Here is an 18,966-nt window from a genome sequence, read left to right on the forward strand (position 1 = left end):
GCGGAACGCGCGAACCCCGGACGGGGGTCAGGCTTTGTATTCGCGCAGCAGGCCCCTGCTGATGATGGTTTTCTGGATTTCGCTGGTGCCTTCGCCGATCAGCAGGAACGGCGCCTCGCGCATGAGCCGCTCGATCTCGTATTCCTTCGAGTAGCCGTACCCGCCGTGGATGCGGAACGCTTCCTGCGTCACTTCCGCGCAGTACTCGCTCGCGATCAGCTTCGCCATCCCGGCTTCGACGTCGTTGCGGGCGCCGGAATCCTTCAGCCGCGCGGCATTGACCATCATCAAGTGCGCCGCCTCGACCTTGGTCGCCATTTCCGCGAGCTTGAACGCAATTGCCTGGTGCTGCGCAATCGGTTTGCCGAACGTGGACCGCTGCTGCGCATACGACACCGCCAGCTCGAACGCGCGAATCGCGATCCCGCACGCCCGCGCCGCCACATTCACCCGGCCGACCTCGACGCCGTCCATCATGAACGAGAAACCCTTGCCCGGCGCGGCACCCAGCACCTTGTCCGCGCCGATGCGGAAGCCGTCGAACACCGCTTCGGTGGTGTCGACGCCCTTGTACCCCATTTTGTCGATCTTGCCCGGAATCGTCAGCCCCGGCAGTACCTCGCCGAACCCGGACGGCTTCTCCACCAGGAACGTCGTCAGATTCTGGTGCGCTTTCTCGGCACCTTCATCCGTGCGAACCAGCAAAGCGATCAAGTTCGACGAACCACCATTGGTGAGCCACATCTTCGCGCCGTCGATGACGTAATCGTCGCCCTCGCGCCGCGCCCGGGTCTTGATCGCGGCGACATCCGAACCCAGGTCCGGCTCCGACATCGAGAACGACCCGCGCACTTCACCAGTCGCCATCCGCGGCAGGAAATGCTGTTTCTGTTCCGGCGTACCGTGCCGGGAGATCATGTGCGCCACGATGAAATGCGTGTTGATCACGCCGGAAACGCTCATCCAGCCGCGCGCGATCTCCTCCACCACCAGCGCGTAGGTGAGCAGCGACTCGCCGAGGCCGCCGTACTCCTCCGGGATGGTGAGCCCGAACAGGCCCATCTCCTTCATGCCCTCGACGATCTCCGCCGGGTACTCGTCCGCGTGCTCCAGCGCCTGTGCGTGCGGGATGATCTCCTTGTCCACGAACGTGCGCACCGTCGCGAGGATCTCCTCCTGCACGTCGGTCAGACCGGCGGTCCGGGCGAGACGGGCCATTGCTGAGCTCCCTTCGGCGGTGACGCCGGCTCCCGGCGCTGGGCTACCGCGGAGTATGACTGGCTTCGCGCGCATGCGGCTATGAGGGTGCTCACGCCGGGCCCCCGATTACCCCATTAAGGTGCGGATTCACCCCGGGAGGACCTTCATGAGCGACGAACCCGACGATGGTTACGAGCATCCGTCGTTCGAGCACCAGCCCTACCCGCCGCAAGGCCCGCCGCCAGGAGCCGGGCTCGCGATCGCGTCGCTGGTGTGCTCGATCGCCGGGTTCGTGGTGTGCGTGCCCGCGGCGATCGCCGGGATCGCGATGGGGCACGTCGCGCATTACCGCGCCCGGCACGGCCGCGGTACCGGTGGCGCGGTGGCGGTGGCCGGGTTCGTGATCGGGTACGCCGCACTGGTGGTCTGGGGCATCACGATTCCGCTGATCGTGCACGCACTGGTCCAGTCCGGCGTGTTCGGCTGACCCGGACCCGGTAGCGTCGAGGGGTAGCCGGCATTCCGAGGGGGACCCCGATGACCACTCCGCCCGACCGTGATCCCCTCGGCCCCCTCGATCCGCCGCCCGACGCGAACCCGTTCGCCCCACCGGCGCCCGCCACCCCGCCACCCGGCTGGACCGCCCCGCCACCGGCCCCGGGCAGCTACGACATCCCGAGCCCGGACCCCGTCGCGCACATCCCCGGCGCGTACGCCCCGCCGCCCGGTTACCCGCCGCCGTACCCCCAGCCCGGCCAGCCGTATCCGCCCTACGCCCCGACGTACCAGGGCTACCAGCCCTACGGCCGCCAGGACGACACCGGCCTCGCCGTCGGCGCGCTGGTCTGCTCGGTGATCGGGCTGGTCACCTTCCTGCTCGCGATCCCCGGCATCATCATGGGGCACATCGCGCTGGCCAAGGCCGACCGCGGGGAGGCAGGCGGACGCGGCATGGCGCTGGCCGCCGTGGTGATCGGCTACACGGTGGTGGCGCTGTACGTCGGCTTCTTCGTGACGCTGGTGGTGCTCGGCGTGAACGGCTATCTCGACCGCTGATCCGGTACGTCGCTGTCGGCTCGGGCGTGTCCGTTGGGGGTCAAGGACTCCTTGGACTCTGTGGAGTCTTTGGGAGTCTGGGCGTCGAGAAATCTCAGCAGCTCCACCGGAAACGGCAGCACGAGCGTGGAGTTCTTCTCCGCCGACACCTGAACCACCGTCTCCAGCAAGCGCAACTGCAGTGCCGCCGGGGTGTCGGCCATCGCGGCGGCGGCTTGCGCCAGCTTCGCCGACGCCTGCAGCTCGCCGTCCGCCGAGATCACCCGCGCGCGCCGTTCCCGCTCGGCCTCGGCCTGCCGGGACATCGAGCGCTTCATCGACTCCGGCAGCGCGACGTCCTTGATCTCGACGCGGTCGATGTGGATGCCCCAGTCGAGCGCCGGGCTGTCGATCATCAGCTCCAGGCCCTGGTTGAGCCGTTCGCGGTTGGACAGCAGGTCGTCGAGGTCGCTCTTGCCGATGATGGACCGCAGTGACGTCTGCGCGACCTGGCCGATGGCGCTGCGGTAGTCCTGCACATGCACGGTCGCGAGCACCGGGTCGACCACCTTGAAGTACACGACCGCGTCGACCCGCACCGTGACGTTGTCGCGCGTGATGCCGTCCTGCGCGGGCACCGGCAGGGTGACGACCTGCATGTTCACCTTCTGCATCCGGTCGGCGATCGGCACCAGCAGCGCCAGCCCCGGTTCGCGCACGTGCGTGTGCACGCGGCCGAAGCGGAACACCAGGCCGCGTTCGTACTGCTTCACCACGCGCACCGCGGAGGCGAGCCAGACCCCGCCCACGACGACCACTGCGCTGACAATCTCGATGATCATGGCAGCTCCCGGGCTCGCCGGACCCCTGTAGACCTACTGTACGCGCGCCGCACCGCCCGGGAAACGGGTTGCGGGCCCGACCAGGATGGGCGTTGTGACCGTTTTGCAGATCCCGCCCACGTTCGCCGAGCGCGCCCCGCAGATCCTGGGACCGGAAGCAGTTCCGTGGCTCGCCTCACTGCCCGCGCTCGCCGAGCGGTTCGCCCGCGAATGGGGGCTGGAGTTCGAGGACACCGCGCGGCACGGGTACGTCGGCGTGGTGCAGCCCGCGCGCCGCACCGACGGGACCCCGGTGGTGCTCAAACTCGGCTGGGTGGAAGCGGAATCGCGCGACGAGCCGCTCGCACTGTCCACATGGGACGGTCAGGGGGCGGTCCGGCTCTTCGAGTCCGCGCCGGCCGAAGGCGCGATGCTGCTGGAGCGCCTCGACGACAGCCGGACGCTCTTCACCGAGCCGCTGCTGCCCGCGGTCGAGACCATGAGCGAGCTGGCCTCGCGGCTTGCCGTACCGGCCCCGCCCGGGCTCACGAGGTCGCTGCGCGGGTTCGCGGAGGAGCTGCTGACGGAACTGCCCAAGTCGTGGGAGGAGCTGGACCGGCCGCTGCCGCGCCGCGACCTGGACGCCGCGCTCGAGGTGTGCCGCGACCTCGGCCCGGAGGCGGGCAACGCGCTGGTCAACGAGGATCTGCACTACGAAAACGTGCTGGCCGGGCGCCGCGAACCGTGGCTCGTGATCGACCCGAAGCCACTCGCGGGTGACCTGGAGTTCGGCGTACTTCCCTTGCTGTGGAACCGGTTCGACGAGTCCACACTGGACTCGAGGCTCGCCGCGACCGGTCTGGACCGCGCTCGGGCGAAGGCGTGGACCCTCGTGCGTTCGGTGCAGAACCGGCTGTGGCTCGCCGAGGACATCCGCGACTTCGGCGGGGTGGACGCGACCGAGAACGATCCGCCCGACGACGCATTGCCGCTGCTCACCCGATGGGCGATGGAAGTCTGAGAATTCGCCCAGTGACGGCGCGAGCGCGCCGGGCCGCCAGCCGATAGTGTCGGCGCCATGGCGGGCACAAACCGGGTTTTCGCAGCCCAGCTGGCGGGTCTGCCGGTGTTCGGACCCGACGGCGAGTCGATCGGGAAGGTCCGGGACGTCGTCGCCGGGCTCCGGCTCGACCAGCAGCCGCCGCGGATCCTCGGCATGGTGGTGGAGCTGGCGACGCGGCGGCGGGTGTTCGTGCCGATGTTGCGGGTCACGTCGATCGAACCGAACGCCGTGACGCTGGCCACCGGTTCGGTGAACATGCGGCACTTCACCCAGCGGCCCAACGAAGTACTGGTGTGCGGGCAGCTCCTCGACGCGCACGCCACGCTCTCCGGCGCCGAAACCCGCGTCACCGTGGTCGACGCGGCCATGGAGCCCACCCGCACGCGCGACTGGGTACTGGCCAAGGTCGCCGTTCGCGAGCGGTCCACCCGGCTCACGCTGGGCCGCCGCCGCAGCGCAATGCAGGTGCTGCCGTGGAACGAGGTCGCCGGGCTCGGGCTCACCGACCTCACCGGACAGCCCCAGGGCGCGGGTCAGCTGCTGATGCTGTTCGACACGATGCGGGCCGTCGACGTCGCGGCCACCCTGCGTGACCTGCCGATCAAGCGCCGCCACGAGGTCGCCGACGCGATGGACGACGAGCGGCTCGCCGACGTGATCGAGGAGCTGCCCGAGGACGACCAGAAGGAGCTGCTCGCGTACCTCGCCGAGGAACGCGCCGCGGACATCCTCGAGGCGATGAACCCGGACGACGCCGCCGACCTGCTGGCCGAGCTCGCTCCCGCCGACCAGAGCAGGCTGCTGGAGCTGATGGAGCCGGAGGAATCGGCGCCGGTCAAGCGGCTGCTGGCGTATTCGTCGGACACCGCGGGCGGCCTGATGACACCGGAACCGGTGGTGCTCACGCCGGACGCCACCATCGCCGAGGCGCTCGCGCACATCCGCAACGCCGACTTACCCGCCGCGCTCGCCAGCATGGTTTTCGTGTGCCGCCCGCCCACTGCGACGCCCACCGGACGGTTCGTCGGCGTCGTGCATTTCCAGCGGCTGCTGCGTGAACCGCCCGCCGAGCTCGTGGCCAGCGCCGTGGACACGGACCTCACCGCGCTGCGCCCGGAGGCGACGCTGGCCGAGGTCACGCGGTATTTCGCGGCCTACAACCTGGCGTGCGGCCCGGTGGTCGACGCCGAGGACCACCTGCTCGGCGCCGTCACCGTCGACGACGTGCTCGACCACCTGCTGCCCGACGACTGGCGCGAAACCGGACTGCACGACGTCGCCGACGGCGCCGAAATCCAGGAGGCCGACCGTGCCTGACCTCAGCTCCGGCCGCCGCAGGCTCGACCAGCCGCGCGGCCAGGCGCGGCTGCGGCTGAACATCGACCCGGACACCTTCGGCCGGTTCACCGAGCGCATCGCACGGTTCCTCGGCACCGGCAAGTACCTGTTCTGGCAGACGCTGATCGTGATCGTCTGGATCGTGCTGAACCTGGTCGCGGTGTCACTGCGCTGGGACCCGTACCCGTTCATCCTGCTCAACCTGGCGTTCTCCACGCAGGCCGCGTACGCCGCGCCGCTGATCCTGCTCGCGCAGAACCGCCAGGACGACCGCGACCGGGTATCACTGGAGGAAGACCGCACGCGGGCCGCGCAAACCAAGGCGGACACCGAATATCTGGCGCGCGAGCTGGCCGCGCTGCGGCTGGCCGTCGGCGAGGTCGCGACCCGCGACTACCTGCGCAGCGAACTCGACCGGCTGCGGGACGATCTCGCCGTGGAACCCAAGCCACGCAAGACGAAGCAGGCGTGAAACGGGCGGCTGCACCCGGTACGTACGATGGGTTGCGTGACTGGTACACAGCAGCTCCCCAGCGTCGACGACGTCCGCACCGCGCTGAAGGACGTGTACGACCCGGAAATCAAGAAACCGATCACCGACCTCGGCATGGTGAAGGACGTGGTGGTCGGCGACGACGGGGTGGTCACCGTCGGGATCTACCTCACGGTCGCGGGCTGCCCGCTCAAGGCGACGCTCACCGAGGACACCACGAAAGCCGTGTCGAAGGTCCCCGGCGTCGCCGACGTGCGGGTCGAGCTCGACGTGATGAGCGACGAGCAACGCTCTGAACTGCGGAAATCCCTGCGCGGTGACGCGGCGGAGCCGGTGATCCCGTTCGCGCAGCCGGGTTCGATGACGCGCGTGTACTGCGTGGCCTCTGGCAAGGGCGGCGTGGGCAAATCGTCGGTCACGGTGAACCTGGCCGTGGCGATGGCCGAGCGCGGGCTGTCGGTGGGCGTGGTGGACGCGGACATCTACGGCCACTCGATCCCGCGCATGCTGGGCGCGCGCGAGAAGCCGACGAAGGTCGACACGATGATCATGCCGCCGCAGGCACACGGCGTGAAGGTGATCTCGATCGGCATGTTCACCCCGGGCAACACGCCGGTGGTGTGGCGCGGGCCGATGCTGCACCGCGCGTTGCAGCAGTTCCTGGCCGACGTGTTCTGGGGCGACCTGGACATCCTGCTACTGGACCTGCCGCCGGGCACCGGCGACATCGCGATTTCGGTGGCACAGCTCATTCCGAACGCGGAAATCCTCGTGGTCACCACACCGCAGCAGGCCGCCGCGGAGGTGGCCGAGCGCGCGGGTGCGATCGCGATGCAGACGCGGCAGCGCGTGGCGGGCGTGATCGAGAACATGTCGTGGCTGGAAACGCCGTCGGGCGAACGCATCGAGGTGTTCGGCGCGGGTGGCGGCCAGACGGTGGCGGACTCGCTGTCGAAGTCGGTGGGTTCGACGGTGCCACTGCTGGGTCAGATCCCGCTCGACCCGCGGCTGCGCGAACAGGGCGACGAAGGTACGCCGCTGGTGCTGGCCGAACCGGACGCGCCGGCGTCGGTGGTGCTGAAGGACGCGGCGAAGCAGCTGACCGTCCGGGCGCGCGGCCTGGCGGGGATGATGCTGAACGTCAGCCCCGCCGGCCGCTGAGACCTGCTGCTCAGGCCGCGTGCACGGTCACCAGGAGGGTGTTCGACTCGCGCAACGTCACCTTGGTGTCGCCCGCCTTGGTCACGGTCCAGTCGATGTCCTCGGGCTCCTTCGCGGACACGTCGGCGGACTTGTCCGGCAGGCCCTGCACGTCGATGTTCTGCGCCTGGTCGGACGTCACCTTGATCTTCACCTTGTTGCCCACCTGGACGTCGACGACCCCGGCGGGCGGGGTGACCTTGCCGCCGCGGTAGTCGATCGTGACGAGCACGTCCACGCCTGCCTCGCCGGTCTGCGCGCCGCGCTTCACGTTCGGCTGTTCGCCGGAGCTGTTGCCGTTCGCGGGGGCGCTCGACGGGGCCGACGGCGAAGGCATCAACGGCGCGGGCACCGACGTGTAGGTGGCGGGCGGCTGGGTGCTCGGCTCGTCGTCGGCACTGCACCCGGCAACGGCGAGAGCGGCCGCCGCGATCGTTCCGGCCAGCGCAGCCGCACGGCGTGACATGTCAGGAACCTCCAGGGTCTGGGTGAGCTTCTGCCCTGAGGCTACCCAGCGCCTTTGCGGAGGTTGCAGGAGCGGTCAGGTGGCGTCCGGGTCGACCGGCGGACGCTCACCCGGCTTCAGCGGTTCCGGCTGGGGGACGGCGCTTTGCGGCTTGATGGCCGGCGTGCCGTTCGAGCCGTTGGACCCGTTGACGCCGTTCAGGCCGAGCGGGTCGGAATCGCCGTCGAAGAGATGCTGGGTGACGACCCGTTTGGGGTCGAAGTTGCGGAGGCCGCGCAGGTCCTCGAGGGGTTTGCGCAGCTGGTCGAACTCCGGGCCCATTTCCTCGCGCAGCTGGTCGCGCGCGCCGGAGGCGAACTCGCGGACCTTGCGGACGCTCTTGGCCATCCACGATGCGGCCTCGGGCAGGCGCTCGGGGCCCAGGATGAAGAGCCCCGCGATGATGAGCACGAGGATTTCGCCCCAGCCGACACTGTCGAACACCCGTGAACCTCCGCTCGGTGCTGCCCCGCCCAAGACTACCCGGGCAGTCTGCCGTCTTGGCAGGCCCGAAGGTCGCGCGGGGCTTAAGAGCGCGTGACGGTCAGTCGGACCCGAGGGTGACGTCGACCACCAGCAACGCACCGTCGCGGGCCAGCTGCACCGGCACGACCTGACCCGGGTCGTGGCTGCGCACCGCGACGGTGAGCTCCGCCGAATCGCGCACGAGCCGGTCGCCGACCTTCGTGATGACGTCGCCTTCGCGGATACCCGCGGATGCCGCCGGGCCGTTCGGCGCGACGTTGCGGACCTGCGCGCCCATCGTGGTCGACCCGGCGACGGTGGACGCCGCGTTGATCCCGATGTCGGCGTGGTTGACCTTGCCGTTCTTGATGAGGGACTTGGCGATCTTGATCGCGTAGTCGCTGGGGATGGCGAAGCCGATGCCGATGCTGCCGCCGTCGGAGCTGGACGAGCGGATGGCCGAGTTGATCCCGACGAGCGCACCGGTCGAGTCGACGAGCGCACCGCCCGAGTTGCCGTGGTTGATGGCGGCGTCGGTCTGGATGGCCGAGTACGTGACCGGCGGCGCGCCGCTGTCGCCACCCGCGGTGACCGGCCGGTCGATCGCGCTGACGATGCCCGCGGTGATCGAGTTCTGCAGCGCGAGCGGCGACCCGACGGCGATCACCGCGTCGCCGACCTGCAGGTCGGACGACTTGCCGACCTGCATCACGACCGGGTTCGTGACGTTGACTTTCACGACGGCAAGGTCGGTTTTCTGGTCCGCGCCGACGATCTTGGCCTGGGCCCGGGTGCCGTCGTTGAACACGGCGGTGATCTTGGCGCCGGTGTCGGCAACGGCAGTGGCGACGACGTGCTCGTTGGTGAGGATGTAGCCCTGCGGGTCGATGACCACGCCGGACCCCTGTTCGCCACTGTCGGCACCAGGCTTGACGACCTCGAGCGACACCACCGCGGGCGCCACGCGCCGGGCAATGTCGGCGAGCGACCCCGGCGGCCGTTCTTTCGCCGCCTCGGCCTCGGAAATCGTGGCACTGCCGGTCAATTCGGACCCGGTGTCGGCGATCCACCACCCGACCAGCCCGCCGACCGCCCCGATCAGCAAGGCGACGACCCCGAGCACCGCAAGCGCTTTCGGCTGCACCCGCCGCCCGAACAGGACCTCGGGCAAGCTCAGCCGCGCCCCACCGGGTCGCGCTGCTTTCTTGTCATCGGCGTCTTCAGCCGGAACCGCAGGCCCCCCGAGCACCGCCCCGGCCGCGGGATCCCGCCAAGGATCCCGCGCATCGGTCCACAGCGGTTCCTCGGGAGCGGGTGCCTCACCGACCGCCTCGAGCGGCCGCTGCAACACGACCCCCTCGGCCCCCTCCGGCCGCCGAAAAGCCTCAGCGAGCGACTCGGGTGTCGGCGGCGCCAGCTCGAGCCCGCGCCGCCCGTTCCCGTTGGGCGGAGGGGTGTAGAGCTTGTCGAACGCCCCGTCGACCCCATGGGGCCGCCCGAAGACCGCCGCCTGCTGCGGATCGACCGAAGGCCTCTCCAACGGCCGAGGCGAGAGCCGATCAGCCCCCACGGCGCCGGACTGAGCGGAATTGGCGTTCGGCTGGTCGGTCATCATTCCCCGGAGATACGGTCAGTGGCTGGAGGTCGACGATACCCAAGCCTCGCGTCAGAGTGTGCCTAGCGCACAGTGAAATGGCTGTTGCCTGCAAAATGCGGCTGTGGACCTGCGGTGGGCCCGGGTGGGGGTGCTTTGAGTTTGCACGGGTTGTGGCTCGCGTTCAGGGACCGCCGGGGCTTGGCTCGACGAGCTGGGACTTCCGGAATTTTTTCCAGGAACCGGGCCTGCCAGGGCTCAGCTTGCCGGGGCTGCCCGCCGGGACTCAGCGGAACCTGCGGAGCCCGCAGGGCTCACCCCCACCCTTTGAGTCGAGCAGTGCTCACACGCCCGCGCCGGGACCCCGCCGGAGCTCGGCTCGACGAGCCGGGACCGCCGGAACTCCCCGGAAAACGAGCCAGGCAGGGCTCACCTCCGCCGTCGTGAGCGGCCGAGGCCGCTGGGCCTGCGGACCGGGCCGGTCCAGCAAGCCTGCGGACCGGCTCGGCCTGGCGCTTTGTAGCCCGCAAGGCTCCCGTATCCCGGCGCGTGAGCCCGCAACGGTTCCCCAACCCCCACGAGCCGCAACCGTGCAACGCAACCGCCAACCCACTCCCCAGACACTCCTCCGGGCCCCACCCAGGGAACCCGGCCGAAGACTCACCGAGCAGGGACAGGAACGCTCTCCCCCACCGGCACCACCGACGAAGGCGTCGGCAGTGACGAAGGCGAGGACGAGGTCGGCGCCCCCATCTTCGCCGGGGCGAAGTTCGCGTTCGCGGGTGGCAGCGTGGCCGGGTCGGAGCCCTCGCCACTGTCAGCCGAGGTGCCGACGAGCGCGAGTGCGCTCAGTACCAGACCCGACACGACGACTCCCGCGCCCTGTGCTGCTCGTTTGCGGCTGAGGGTGAAGCGGCCGCCGCCGAGCACGTTCGCCGATTGCCCGAGCGGCGCTGTTGTTCCCAACGGCGCGGCACCTCCGAGGACTCCCATGTCGCGCAGTCCGGCAACGCGGTCCGGGCGCTGGATGGCCACGAGCTGGCCGTCGGCCGTCACCGCGAGGTTGTCCGGGGAACCGGGCAGGTCGGTGTGTTCCGGGATGGACCGCAGGCTGGCCAGGAAGCCCGCCGACATCGACGGCTCGCCCGCGCGCTTCACCGCCGCGACGGCCTGCCGCTGGGCGGTGACCTCGGCCGCGCAACCAGGGCAGTGCGCGACGTGCGACGTGGCGCGGTCCTGTGCGCCCGGGGACAGCTCTCCGTCGACCAGGGCGACCACGACGTCCGGCATCAGGTGCGATTCGGCGAAGCGCCAGCCACTCATACAGACACCTTCACGGGCTCGTCCCGCATCGCGCGCCTGCGCTCGAGCGAGGCCCGCAGCGCCGAGCGGCCGCGGTGGATGCGGCTGCGCACGGTGCCGAGCTTGACGCCCAGCGTGGCACCGATCTCCTCGTACGACAGGCCCTCGACGTCACACAGCACGACCGCGGCCCGGAACTCCGGCGGCAGCTCGTCGAGAGCTTCCTGCAGGTCAGGGTCGAGGTGGGTGTCGCTGTAGTACTGCTCCGGGCTCGGGTCGTCGCCGACGATCCGGTCGGTGTCCTCCGGCAGCCCCTCCATGCGCACGCGCGAGCGGCGGCGCGCCATGTCGAGGAACAGGTTCGTGGTGATCCGGTGCAGCCAGCCCTCGAACGTGCCGGGCTTGTAGGACGCCAGCGACCGGAAGACGCGGATGAACGTCTCCTGGGTGAGGTCCTCGGCGTCGTGCGTGTTGCCGGTGAGGCGGTACGCGAGCCGGTACACGCGGTCGGCGTGTTCGCGCACGACCTCGTCCCACGAGGGCGGCGTCCACGCCGCCTCGGTCGCGTCCACGGTCACCGGCTCGGCCTCCGGCAGTTCGGCGTTCTGCATCAGGGGAGCAGGCACCTCCATCTGGGTCACTCCTCTTCACCTCGGCCAACGCAGATCGAGCGCGCGGTGTTCCCGCGTTCGGGATTCAGTCTCGCCGATCTCCATGTGCGGGACATGAGACCGGTCTGAGAGCAGCCTGAGAAGTTGTTTCCGGAGGCTTACCAGGGAGCCTTCGCTGATTTATCGACAACCAGCGCTAACCTTCGCGCGTGAGTTCGGGGACACAGGCGGCGACCGGGGCCGAGTACGTCGACGGGTACGTGCCCGACGACGACCAGCTGGCCGCGGCCCGCGCACGCGCAGTCGACCTCGGCTGCGCCCCGCTGGCCCCCGGAGCCGGCGGCACGCTGCGGTTCCTCGCGGCGACGCTGGGTGCGCGGGCGGTGGTGGAGGTCGGCACCGGATCCGGGGTCAGCGGCCTGTACCTGCTGCGCGGGATGGCCGCCGACGGCGTGCTGACCTCGATCGACGTCGAGCCGGAGTACCAGCGCGCCGCTCGCAAGACGTTCCTCGAAGCGGGGTACCCGCCGGGCCGGATGCGGCTCATCGTCGGCCGCGCGCTCGACGTCCTGCCGCGGCTCACGCCCGGCGGGTACGACCTGGTGTTCGTCGACGCCGCCCGGATCGAGTACCCGGGGTACTACGAGCAGGGTGTCGCACTGCTGCGCCGCGGCGGGATCATCGTGTTCCACCAGGTGCTGGCCGGCGGCCGGGTCACCGACCCGGCCCGCCGCGACCCGGAGACGCTGGCGCTGCGCGAGGTGGCGCGGGCGATCCGGGAGGACGACCGCCTGGTCCCGGCCCTGCTTCCGGTAGGCGGTGGGCTGCTCTGCGCCACCGCCTGCTCGTAAGCTGCACGGCCGTCGCGGCCAGCCCCAGCCAGACCACCACGGCCACGATCAGCCACCCCCAGCCCGCGTGCCCGTACACGACACTCCCGGCTCCCCCGCCGACGCTGCTGCCCAGGTAGTACATCAGCATGTACAGCCCGCCGACCTGCCCGCGAGCGTTCTCCGGGGCTTCGGCGGCGGCCCAGCTGTTCGCGATGGAATGTGCGGCGAAGAAGGCCGCCGTCAGCACGAGGAAACCCAGGACGATCAGCGGTAGCGAGTCCGGGATCGTCAGCACTCCACCCGCCGCGGTGACCAGCAGCGCGCCGACCAACGCCCGACGGCGCCCGGCCCGTGCAGCGAGCCGACCGGCCAGGACGGACGAAACCGAGCCCAGCGCGTACGCGAGGAAGACGAGCGACGCAACGGCTGGCGTCAGATTGAGCGGCGAGCCGGTCAGGCGGAACCCGGCCGCGTTGTACAGCGCAACAAAGGCACCCATGGCCAGCAGCGCGACGGCGTACTGCACGAGCAGCACCGGGCGCCGTACCGCGTCAAGGAGTCCGCGGCCGACGTCGCGGGGGCTCCCGCGCGGCAACGACCGTGGCAGCGCCACCACCGTCACGACCGCGCAGGCCACGGAAATCCCGGCGACGACGTAAAGCGCCCCGCGCCAGCCGAACGAGCCCGCGGTGAAACCGGTCACCAAGCGTCCGGACATGCCGCCGACGGTGTTGCCCGCGATCATCGCCCCGACCGCGGCCGCGACGCCGGTTTTACCCAGCCGCTCCACGAGGTAAGCCGTGGCCACCCCGGGAAAACCCGCGATCGCCACGCCTTGGATCGCGCGTAAAACGAGCAGCAGCGAGTAGTCCGGGACCAGCGGCAGCAGGAGTCCGAGCGCCGAGGAAACGAGGACGGACGCGAGAATCACCGGCCGCCGTCCGACCACTTCGGACAGTGCGGCGATCGGCAGCACGGAAATCGCCAGCGCACCGGTCGCCACGCTCACCGCGAGCGCCGCGCCGCCCGGGTCGAGGTGGTACTGCGCGGCAAGCTGCGGCAGGACCGCCTGCGGGGCGTACAGCAGGGCGAACGACGTGAAGCCCGCGGCGGCGACCGCGACCTTCACCCGGCGGGTCGAAGAGGGCACGCCCCGAAAGTAAGGTTCGCTAACCAATACGTCCAATACGCTGATCTGCCATCATTCATACCGTGGCGAATGAGAGCCTGACGTCCCTGCTCGTCCCGCACCTGCAGCTGCTGGCGACGCTGCGAAGCACAGGCAACGTCACCCGCACGGCCGAGGTGCTCGGGGTGCCGCAGCCCACCGTCAGCCGTCGGCTGGCCGCGCTCGGGCAGGCGCTCGGCGCGCCGCTGACCGTGCCGGACGGCCGCGGCGTCCGCCTCACCCGCGCCGCCGAACTGCTGGCCGACGCCGCCGAGCGGGCGCTGCCTTTGGTGGACGCCGGGGTCCGGCTGGCGCGCGAGGAAATCGAACCGGCGAGCGGACGGGTCGTGCTCGGGTTCCTGCACCTGCTCGGCCGGACCCTGGTACCGGAACTGCTGCGGACCTACCCGGCACCCTCGCGGTTCACGTTGATCCAAGGGTCGCTGCAGGAGATGGTGGACCGGCTCGTGTCCGGAGAGCTCGACCTCGCGCTGCTCGCCCCGGTCCCGGCCGACGACCGGCTGGAGACGGTGGTGCTCGACGAGCAGCCGATCCGCCTGTCGGTCCCGGCGGGCCATCGCCTGGCCGGGCGCCGTGGAGTCCGGATGAAGGAACTGGCCGACGAGCCGTTCGTCCTCCTCGAACCCGGCTACGGCCTGCGCCGCATCACCGACGACCTCTGCGCCGCCGCGGGTTTCACGCCGAAGGTGGCGTTCGAAGGGCAGGAGTCGGACACCGTGCGCGGGCTGGTCGGCGCGGGGCTGGGGGTGGCGCTGCTGCCGCGGTTCGAGCCGGGCGCTCCGGCGGGCGTCGCGGAGGTGCCGCTGCTACCGCCGGTCAGCCGGACGATCGGACTGGCCTGGCGGGCAGGAGAACCACTCCCGCCCGCGGTCGTGGCGTTCCGGGATCACGTACTGCAAGGTCAGCCGTAGGAAGCGGCCAGCTCCACCAATGTCCGGGCGGCGAAACCCGAAGCACCCGGAACGATGTCGGCGTACGTCTTGTCCGCGCGGGCCGGACCGGCGATGTCCAGATGGGCCCACGGAAGCCCCGCGGTGAACTCCCGGAGGAAGAGCGCCGCCATGATGCCGCCCGGACCGCCGGGAGCCTGGCGGACGTCGCCGAGTTCGCCTTCGATTCCGCGCGCGTAGTCCTCGACCAGCGGCATCCGCCACCACGCCTCCCCGGCGCGGGCGCCCGCCGCCACCACGCGGGCGGCCAGGTCGTCGTCGGTGGCGAAGACGCCGCCGACGCGGAGACCGAGCGACACCTTCATCGCGCCGGTGAGAGTGGCCGCGTCGACGACCAGGTCCGGGCGGAAGCGATCGATGCCGTACGCGAGCGCGTCGGCCATCACCATGCGGCCTTCGGCGTCGGTGTTGCCGACCTCGGTGGTCCGGCCGCCGTAGTGGCGCACGATGTCGCCCGGCCGGTACGAGCTGCCGGATACATGGTTTTCCGCTGCGGGCACCAGCGCCGTGACGCGCACCGGCAGTTTCAGCTCCGCAATTGCGCGGACCGCGGCGATCACGGCTGCGCCGCCTGCCATGTCGGTGCGCATCAGGTGCATGCCGTCGGCCGGTTTCACCGAAAGCCCGCCGGTGTCGAACGTGATTCCCTTGCCCACGAACAACAAATGCTTCGCCGCACCACGCGGGCGGTACGTCATTTCGATCAGCCGCGGCGGCGACGCCGACCCACCGCCGACCGCCAGCACTCCGCCGAATCCCTTGTCCGCCAGCCACTTCTCGTCCCGCACGGTCACTTCGACCGGGCCACCAACGACCTTTGCCGCGGTATTCGCCAGCCACGCCGGATTCTTGACATTCGACGGCGTATTCGCCAGATCGCGCGTAAATGCCGCGGCCGCAGCCAGAATTCGTACCCGCGACGCTGCCTCCGCGTACTCCGGCACTGCCCGATCGTCACCCGCCGCCAGCCGGACGGCGGGCATCGATGGCTTCGGCTCCGACGTGGTGACGACGAATCGATAGCCACCGAGAAAGAGTCCAGTGGCCAGTTCGCCGACGTGCTCAGCGGTCACGTCCGGCGGCAGGGCGACCTGGACTGTCCGGATCGGACGGTGCTCCGCCGCGTCCCGCAACGTCCTGGCCAGCGCCGCACCGGTCTGGCGGAAGTCCTTCGGCGCGGCGTCCCCGATCCCGGCGACCCAGCGCGGCACGTCTTCGGTGAGTTCGCGGATCTCGCCGGTGCGCCCGCTCGAGCCGTACGCGTCCTCGTCCCCGGCAGCGGCCAGCACGACCAGCGGGATCCCCCGGCGCGTCGCGGCGACGACCTCGATCTCGGGCAGTTTCGTGGGGACGGGTGGTAGCGAGTTACGCACAGCGAGCAACCTTCGGGCGCAGACGAACCGCGACCCCGGCCTCCAGCAGGAGACCGGGGTGCATAGTGGACAGAGTCGGCCGGGCCGGGATCAGCCGGTGACCTCCTGCAATGCCGCACCGAGGTCCTTCGCTTCTTCCGCGGAGAGCTCCACGACCAATCGGCCGCCACCCTCCAGTGGCACCCGCATCACGAGGCCCCGCCCCTCCTTGGTCACTTCGAGGGGACCATCTCCGGTCCGGGGCTTCATGGCCGCCATAGCGTGCTCCCTCCGTATCAACCGGCGCGCCCGGGTCGCGCACTCCCATGCCAGCCGGGTCTCGACCCCCATTGTCCCTCATCAGCGCCCGGGCGCGAACGCGGACCGATCATTTGCCGCCGCATCGGTGCTGGTATGCCGCCCGCCGGGGGTGCGAGACTCGGTGCGGAGAACCCGAGCCGCCGTTTCAGAGGAGCATTTCGTGACCACATCCGACGTCCTGTTGACCGCCGACGCCGACGGCGTGCGCACGCTGACCTTGAACCGGCCCGAGGCGTACAACTCGCTGACGGTCGAACTCAAGGAACGCCTGATCGCCGAGCTGCGCGCGGCCGCCGACGACGCGGACGTCCGCGCGGTCGTCCTCACCGGCACCGGCAAGGCGTTCTGTGCCGGGCAGGACCTGAAGGAGCACGTCGGGCTGCTGCAGGCGAACGACCCGGCGCCGCTGCACACGGTGAGTGATCATTACAACCCGATCATTCTGGCGATCACCGGGATGGCCAAGCCGGTCATCGCTGCGGTGAACGGTACTGCGGCCGGGGCGGGGGCGGCGTTTGCGTATGCGTGTGACCTGCGAATTGCCGCGGAATCGTCGTCGTTCTTGATGGCGTTTGCGAATGTCGGGCTGGGGCCGGATTCGGGGGCGTCCTGGACGTTGCAGCGGTTGATCGGGTACGGGCGGGCGGCGGAGCTGATGTTGATGGCTCGGTCGGTGGATTCCGCGGAGGCGCTGCGGATCGGGCTCGTCGGCGAGGTTGTGCCGGATGAGGAGTTGGCTGGGCGGGCGCAGAAGGTGGCGGCTCGGTTGGCGGCTGGGCCGACTGTGGCGTTTGCGAAGATCAAGGAAGTGCTGGGGGTGGCTGCGGAGTCGTCTTTGGAGGGGGCGTTGGCGGCTGAGGATGCGGCGCAGAATGCGTTGGGGGCTACTGCTGATCATACCGAGGCGGTGGAGGCGTTTGTGGGGAAGAGGAAGCCTTCCTTTCAAGGGAAGTGATGTGGCGGTGAGGGTTTCCGTTTAGGAACTGTTGCGTGAGGGCACCCCGAAGCCGGAATTGTGACTACGGCCTGAGGGGCTTGTCAAGGCGGGAAAGATGCCTTGACAAGCCCCTCAGACCGTGTTTTGGCTTCGTATCGGGGTGCAGGGCGGAGACTGGGCTGCTGGGTCTGGGTGGGTGCCTCGGCTGCGGTTGGCGAGGGGGGGAAGTCCGTGAAGGGAACCATGAGGGAATCTAAGTCCGTGAAGGTTCCCTTCACGGAAGGTCAGGTGGCGCGGAAGCAGCCTTTTATGTGGTCGTCTACCATGCCGGTGGCTTGCATCAGGGCGTAGCAGGTGGTGGGCCCTAGGAAGGCGAAGCCTCGTTTTTTCAGTTCTTTTGCCATTGACTTTGATTCGTCGGTGATGGCTGGGACGTCGGCCATGGTGCGGGGGCGTCGGTGTGTTTGCGGGGCGAAGGACCAGAGTAGGTCGTCCAGGGTGACGTCCAGGGTGGCTATTGCCCTTGCGTTCGTTATTGCTGCTTCGATTTTTGCGCGGTTTCTCACGATGGAGGCGTCTTGCATCAAGCGTTCGATGTCGCGCTCTTTGAATCGTGCCACTTTTTCCGGGGCGAAGCCGCGGAAGGCTTTTCGGAAGTTTTCTCGTTTTCTCAGGATGGTGATCCACGACAGGCCGGACTGGAAGGATTCCAGGCAGAGTCGTTCGTACAATTCTGCCTCGCCGTGTAGCGGGACGCCCCATTCCTCGTCGTGGTAGGCGGCGTAGTCCGGGGTCGAGTTTCCCCAGGTGCAGCGGGCGATTCCGTCTTCGCCCAGCAGAGTTGTCATCGGTCCCCCATCGAGTAGTTCTCGGCGAATTTGGCGAATTGCCGTAGTGAGTGGCGGACGCCCAGTGCAAAGGCCGGGCGGATGGCCGGCCAGCCTGCGCGGCCGAGTAATCCGAAGGGCAGTTTCAGGTGTTCGGCCCAGACGAACGTGCAGTGTTCGCCGCCTTTTGCCAGTACCTGGAATACGCCGGTGCCCTGGACCAGGCTTCCCAGGTGGCGGACCGTGCAGCGCAGGGGCGGTTCCCAGGCGGTGATCTCCATCGTGTCGGTGAAGCCGACGCCGCCGAAGCCGGTGAACGCTGACAGTTTCGAGCCGACGCTGCGGCCGTTGCCCTCGATCACCCGCACCGACGTGCCCAGCATCCACTCGCCCTGTCGGGCCCAGTCCGTCAATGCGAGCCAGGTCGTGCCTGCCGGTGCCGCCACGTCCACCGACAGCACCAGGTCACTCACCCGGCGGCCTCCGGTGGGCTGCCTCCCGCGGGGCCTGCACTGCTTCGAGCCGGGCGACGCGTTCGCGTAGTTCGTCCAGTTCCACGCCCACCCTGCGCAGCACCCAGTCCACTTCGGACATCTTGTACCCGCGCAGCACCAGCTGGAAGCGCACCCGGCGCACGTCCTCGCCGGTGATGTCCTCGGCGGGCAGGCGGGTGGGCGAGCTGCCCGGCGGCAGCGGCGCGAGCTCCTCGCCCCGGCCGAACACCACTGCGGCCAAGAGGAACACCACGGCGGCCACCAGCAGCATGACTACGAGGTAGATCAGCGCGGTCGTCACGCGACGATCGTGGCACACCGTCCCCAGGAACGTCGCGCTAGTGCCGCGTCACGCAACGTTGGGTAGGTAATCTGGGCGGCGGATCTTCGAGCCGGCTGCGAAGTGGCGCTTCGGGTGGCAGTGCCGGTTGCGCCA

Annotated in this window: 21 protein-coding genes and 1 pseudogene; 9 read left to right on the forward strand and 13 right to left on the reverse strand. The window is 69.7% G+C overall.

Annotation, left to right across the window (positions count from 1 at the left end; translation table 11 throughout):
• Positions 1-27: 27 nt before the first annotated feature.
• On the reverse strand, positions 28-1,218 hold the full coding sequence (locus OO71_RS39315) for an acyl-CoA dehydrogenase family protein (RefSeq protein WP_033295115.1): 1,191 nt from the start codon (positions 1,216-1,218) through the stop codon (positions 28-30).
• 148 nt (positions 1,219-1,366) lie between these two features.
• Here OO71_RS39315 and OO71_RS39320 point away from each other — a divergent pair, with 148 nt between their 5' ends.
• Together OO71_RS39320 and OO71_RS39325 are read left to right on the forward strand one after the other, a co-directional pair.
• On the forward strand, positions 1,367-1,687 hold the full coding sequence (locus OO71_RS39320; protein ID WP_033295116.1) for a DUF4190 domain-containing protein: 321 nt from the start codon (positions 1,367-1,369) through the stop codon (positions 1,685-1,687).
• 50 nt (positions 1,688-1,737) lie between these two features.
• A complete protein-coding gene (locus OO71_RS39325) occupies positions 1,738-2,256 on the forward strand; it encodes a DUF4190 domain-containing protein (protein ID WP_033295117.1) in 519 nt (172 codons plus the stop codon).
• Here OO71_RS39325 and OO71_RS39330 read toward each other — a convergent pair.
• Positions 2,241-3,077, reverse strand: a complete 837-nt coding sequence (locus OO71_RS39330) for an SPFH domain-containing protein (protein ID WP_051792834.1) — start codon at positions 3,075-3,077, stop codon at positions 2,241-2,243. The genes OO71_RS39325 and OO71_RS39330 overlap by 16 nt on opposite strands.
• 85 nt (positions 3,078-3,162) lie before the next feature.
• Between OO71_RS39330 and OO71_RS39335 the strand changes: the two genes are divergently transcribed.
• The 4 genes from OO71_RS39335 to OO71_RS39350 are packed head-to-tail and all read left to right on the forward strand — an operon-like array spanning position 3,163 to position 7,111.
• Positions 3,163-4,077: an aminoglycoside phosphotransferase family protein gene (locus OO71_RS39335; protein ID WP_084145592.1), complete on the forward strand. Its 915-nt coding sequence runs from the start codon at positions 3,163-3,165 to the stop codon at positions 4,075-4,077.
• A gap of 57 nt (positions 4,078-4,134) precedes the next feature.
• Positions 4,135-5,436 (forward strand): magnesium transporter MgtE N-terminal domain-containing protein, encoded by a 1,302-nt coding sequence (locus OO71_RS39340; protein WP_033295119.1) that lies wholly within the window; start codon positions 4,135-4,137, stop codon positions 5,434-5,436.
• Positions 5,429-5,929, forward strand: a complete 501-nt coding sequence (locus tag OO71_RS39345; RefSeq protein WP_033295120.1) for a DUF1003 domain-containing protein — start codon at positions 5,429-5,431, stop codon at positions 5,927-5,929. Before OO71_RS39340 ends, OO71_RS39345 begins: the two co-directional genes overlap by 8 nt.
• Before the next feature lie 36 nt (positions 5,930-5,965).
• Positions 5,966-7,111 (forward strand): Mrp/NBP35 family ATP-binding protein, encoded by a 1,146-nt coding sequence (locus tag OO71_RS39350; RefSeq protein WP_033295159.1) that lies wholly within the window; start codon positions 5,966-5,968, stop codon positions 7,109-7,111.
• A 10-nt stretch (positions 7,112-7,121) separates the two neighbouring features.
• On the opposite strand, the gene OO71_RS39355 is transcribed toward OO71_RS39350, so the two are convergent.
• From OO71_RS39355 to sigE, 5 genes are all read right to left on the reverse strand, one after another.
• Positions 7,122-7,616, reverse strand: coding sequence for a hypothetical protein (locus OO71_RS39355; RefSeq protein ID WP_033295121.1), 495 nt, complete (start codon positions 7,614-7,616; stop codon positions 7,122-7,124).
• A gap of 75 nt (positions 7,617-7,691) precedes the next feature.
• Positions 7,692-8,099, reverse strand: coding sequence for a Sec-independent protein translocase protein TatB (gene tatB, locus OO71_RS39360; protein ID WP_033295122.1), 408 nt, complete (start codon positions 8,097-8,099; stop codon positions 7,692-7,694).
• Between the two features lie 100 nt (positions 8,100-8,199).
• Positions 8,200-9,732, reverse strand: a complete 1,533-nt coding sequence (locus OO71_RS39365) for a S1C family serine protease (RefSeq protein ID WP_033295123.1) — start codon at positions 9,730-9,732, stop codon at positions 8,200-8,202.
• Between the two features lie 642 nt (positions 9,733-10,374).
• Positions 10,375-11,037 carry an anti-sigma factor family protein gene (locus OO71_RS39370; protein WP_033295124.1) on the reverse strand — a complete coding sequence of 221 codons (663 nt, stop codon included), beginning with the start codon at positions 11,035-11,037 and terminating at the stop codon, positions 10,375-10,377.
• Complete coding sequence (gene sigE / locus OO71_RS39375; RefSeq protein ID WP_033295125.1) at positions 11,034-11,648, reverse strand: RNA polymerase sigma factor SigE; 615 nt, start codon at positions 11,646-11,648, stop codon at positions 11,034-11,036. The genes OO71_RS39370 and sigE overlap by 4 nt, the downstream gene beginning before the upstream one ends.
• Before the next feature lie 188 nt (positions 11,649-11,836).
• On the opposite strand from sigE, the gene OO71_RS53030 reads away from it, so the two are divergent.
• Complete coding sequence (locus tag OO71_RS53030) at positions 11,837-12,478, forward strand: class I SAM-dependent methyltransferase (protein ID WP_033295126.1); 642 nt, start codon at positions 11,837-11,839, stop codon at positions 12,476-12,478.
• Here the strand turns inward: OO71_RS53030 and OO71_RS39385 are convergent.
• Positions 12,468-13,610, reverse strand: a pseudogene (locus OO71_RS39385) (MFS transporter); the annotation flags it as partial. The gene OO71_RS53030 and the pseudogene OO71_RS39385 overlap by 11 nt on opposite strands.
• A 62-nt stretch (positions 13,611-13,672) precedes the next feature.
• Between OO71_RS39385 and OO71_RS39390 the strand changes: the two are divergent.
• Positions 13,673-14,560: a LysR family transcriptional regulator gene (locus OO71_RS39390; RefSeq protein WP_033295127.1), complete on the forward strand. Its 888-nt coding sequence runs from the start codon at positions 13,673-13,675 to the stop codon at positions 14,558-14,560.
• Here the strand turns inward: OO71_RS39390 and OO71_RS39395 are convergent.
• Positions 14,551-15,972: a leucyl aminopeptidase family protein gene (locus OO71_RS39395; protein WP_033295128.1), complete on the reverse strand. Its 1,422-nt coding sequence runs from the start codon at positions 15,970-15,972 to the stop codon at positions 14,551-14,553. The two genes, OO71_RS39390 and OO71_RS39395, sit on opposite strands and share 10 nt — an antisense overlap.
• Before the next feature lie 90 nt (positions 15,973-16,062).
• Positions 16,063-16,230 carry a DUF3117 domain-containing protein gene (locus OO71_RS39400; RefSeq protein WP_005155393.1) on the reverse strand — a complete coding sequence of 56 codons (168 nt, stop codon included), beginning with the start codon at positions 16,228-16,230 and terminating at the stop codon, positions 16,063-16,065.
• Between the two features lie 202 nt (positions 16,231-16,432).
• Between OO71_RS39400 and OO71_RS39405 the strand changes: the two genes are divergently transcribed.
• Entirely contained in the window at positions 16,433-17,227 is a 795-nt protein-coding gene (locus OO71_RS39405; protein ID WP_033295130.1) for an enoyl-CoA hydratase-related protein, read from the forward strand.
• 266 nt (positions 17,228-17,493) lie between these two features.
• Here OO71_RS39405 and OO71_RS39410 read toward each other — a convergent pair whose 3' ends face one another.
• Genes OO71_RS39410 through OO71_RS39420 form a run of 3 tightly spaced genes read right to left on the reverse strand, consistent with a single transcriptional unit; the run spans position 17,494 to position 18,831 of the window.
• The gene (locus tag OO71_RS39410; RefSeq protein WP_033295131.1) at positions 17,494-18,057 is read right to left on the reverse strand and encodes a DNA-3-methyladenine glycosylase I; all 564 of its coding nucleotides are present in this window, start codon (positions 18,055-18,057) and stop codon (positions 17,494-17,496) included.
• Complete coding sequence (locus OO71_RS39415; protein ID WP_033295132.1) at positions 18,054-18,509, reverse strand: SRPBCC family protein; 456 nt, start codon at positions 18,507-18,509, stop codon at positions 18,054-18,056. The genes OO71_RS39410 and OO71_RS39415 overlap by 4 nt, the downstream gene beginning before the upstream one ends.
• Positions 18,502-18,831 carry a DivIVA domain-containing protein gene (locus OO71_RS39420; RefSeq protein ID WP_033295133.1) on the reverse strand — a complete coding sequence of 110 codons (330 nt, stop codon included), beginning with the start codon at positions 18,829-18,831 and terminating at the stop codon, positions 18,502-18,504. The genes OO71_RS39415 and OO71_RS39420 overlap by 8 nt, the downstream gene beginning before the upstream one ends.
• Positions 18,832-18,966: the final 135 nt, after the last annotated feature.

Origin of the sequence: Amycolatopsis jejuensis, assembly GCF_000717335.1 — a bacterium.
GTDB classification, from domain to species: Bacteria; Actinomycetota; Actinomycetes; order Mycobacteriales; family Pseudonocardiaceae; genus Amycolatopsis; species Amycolatopsis jejuensis.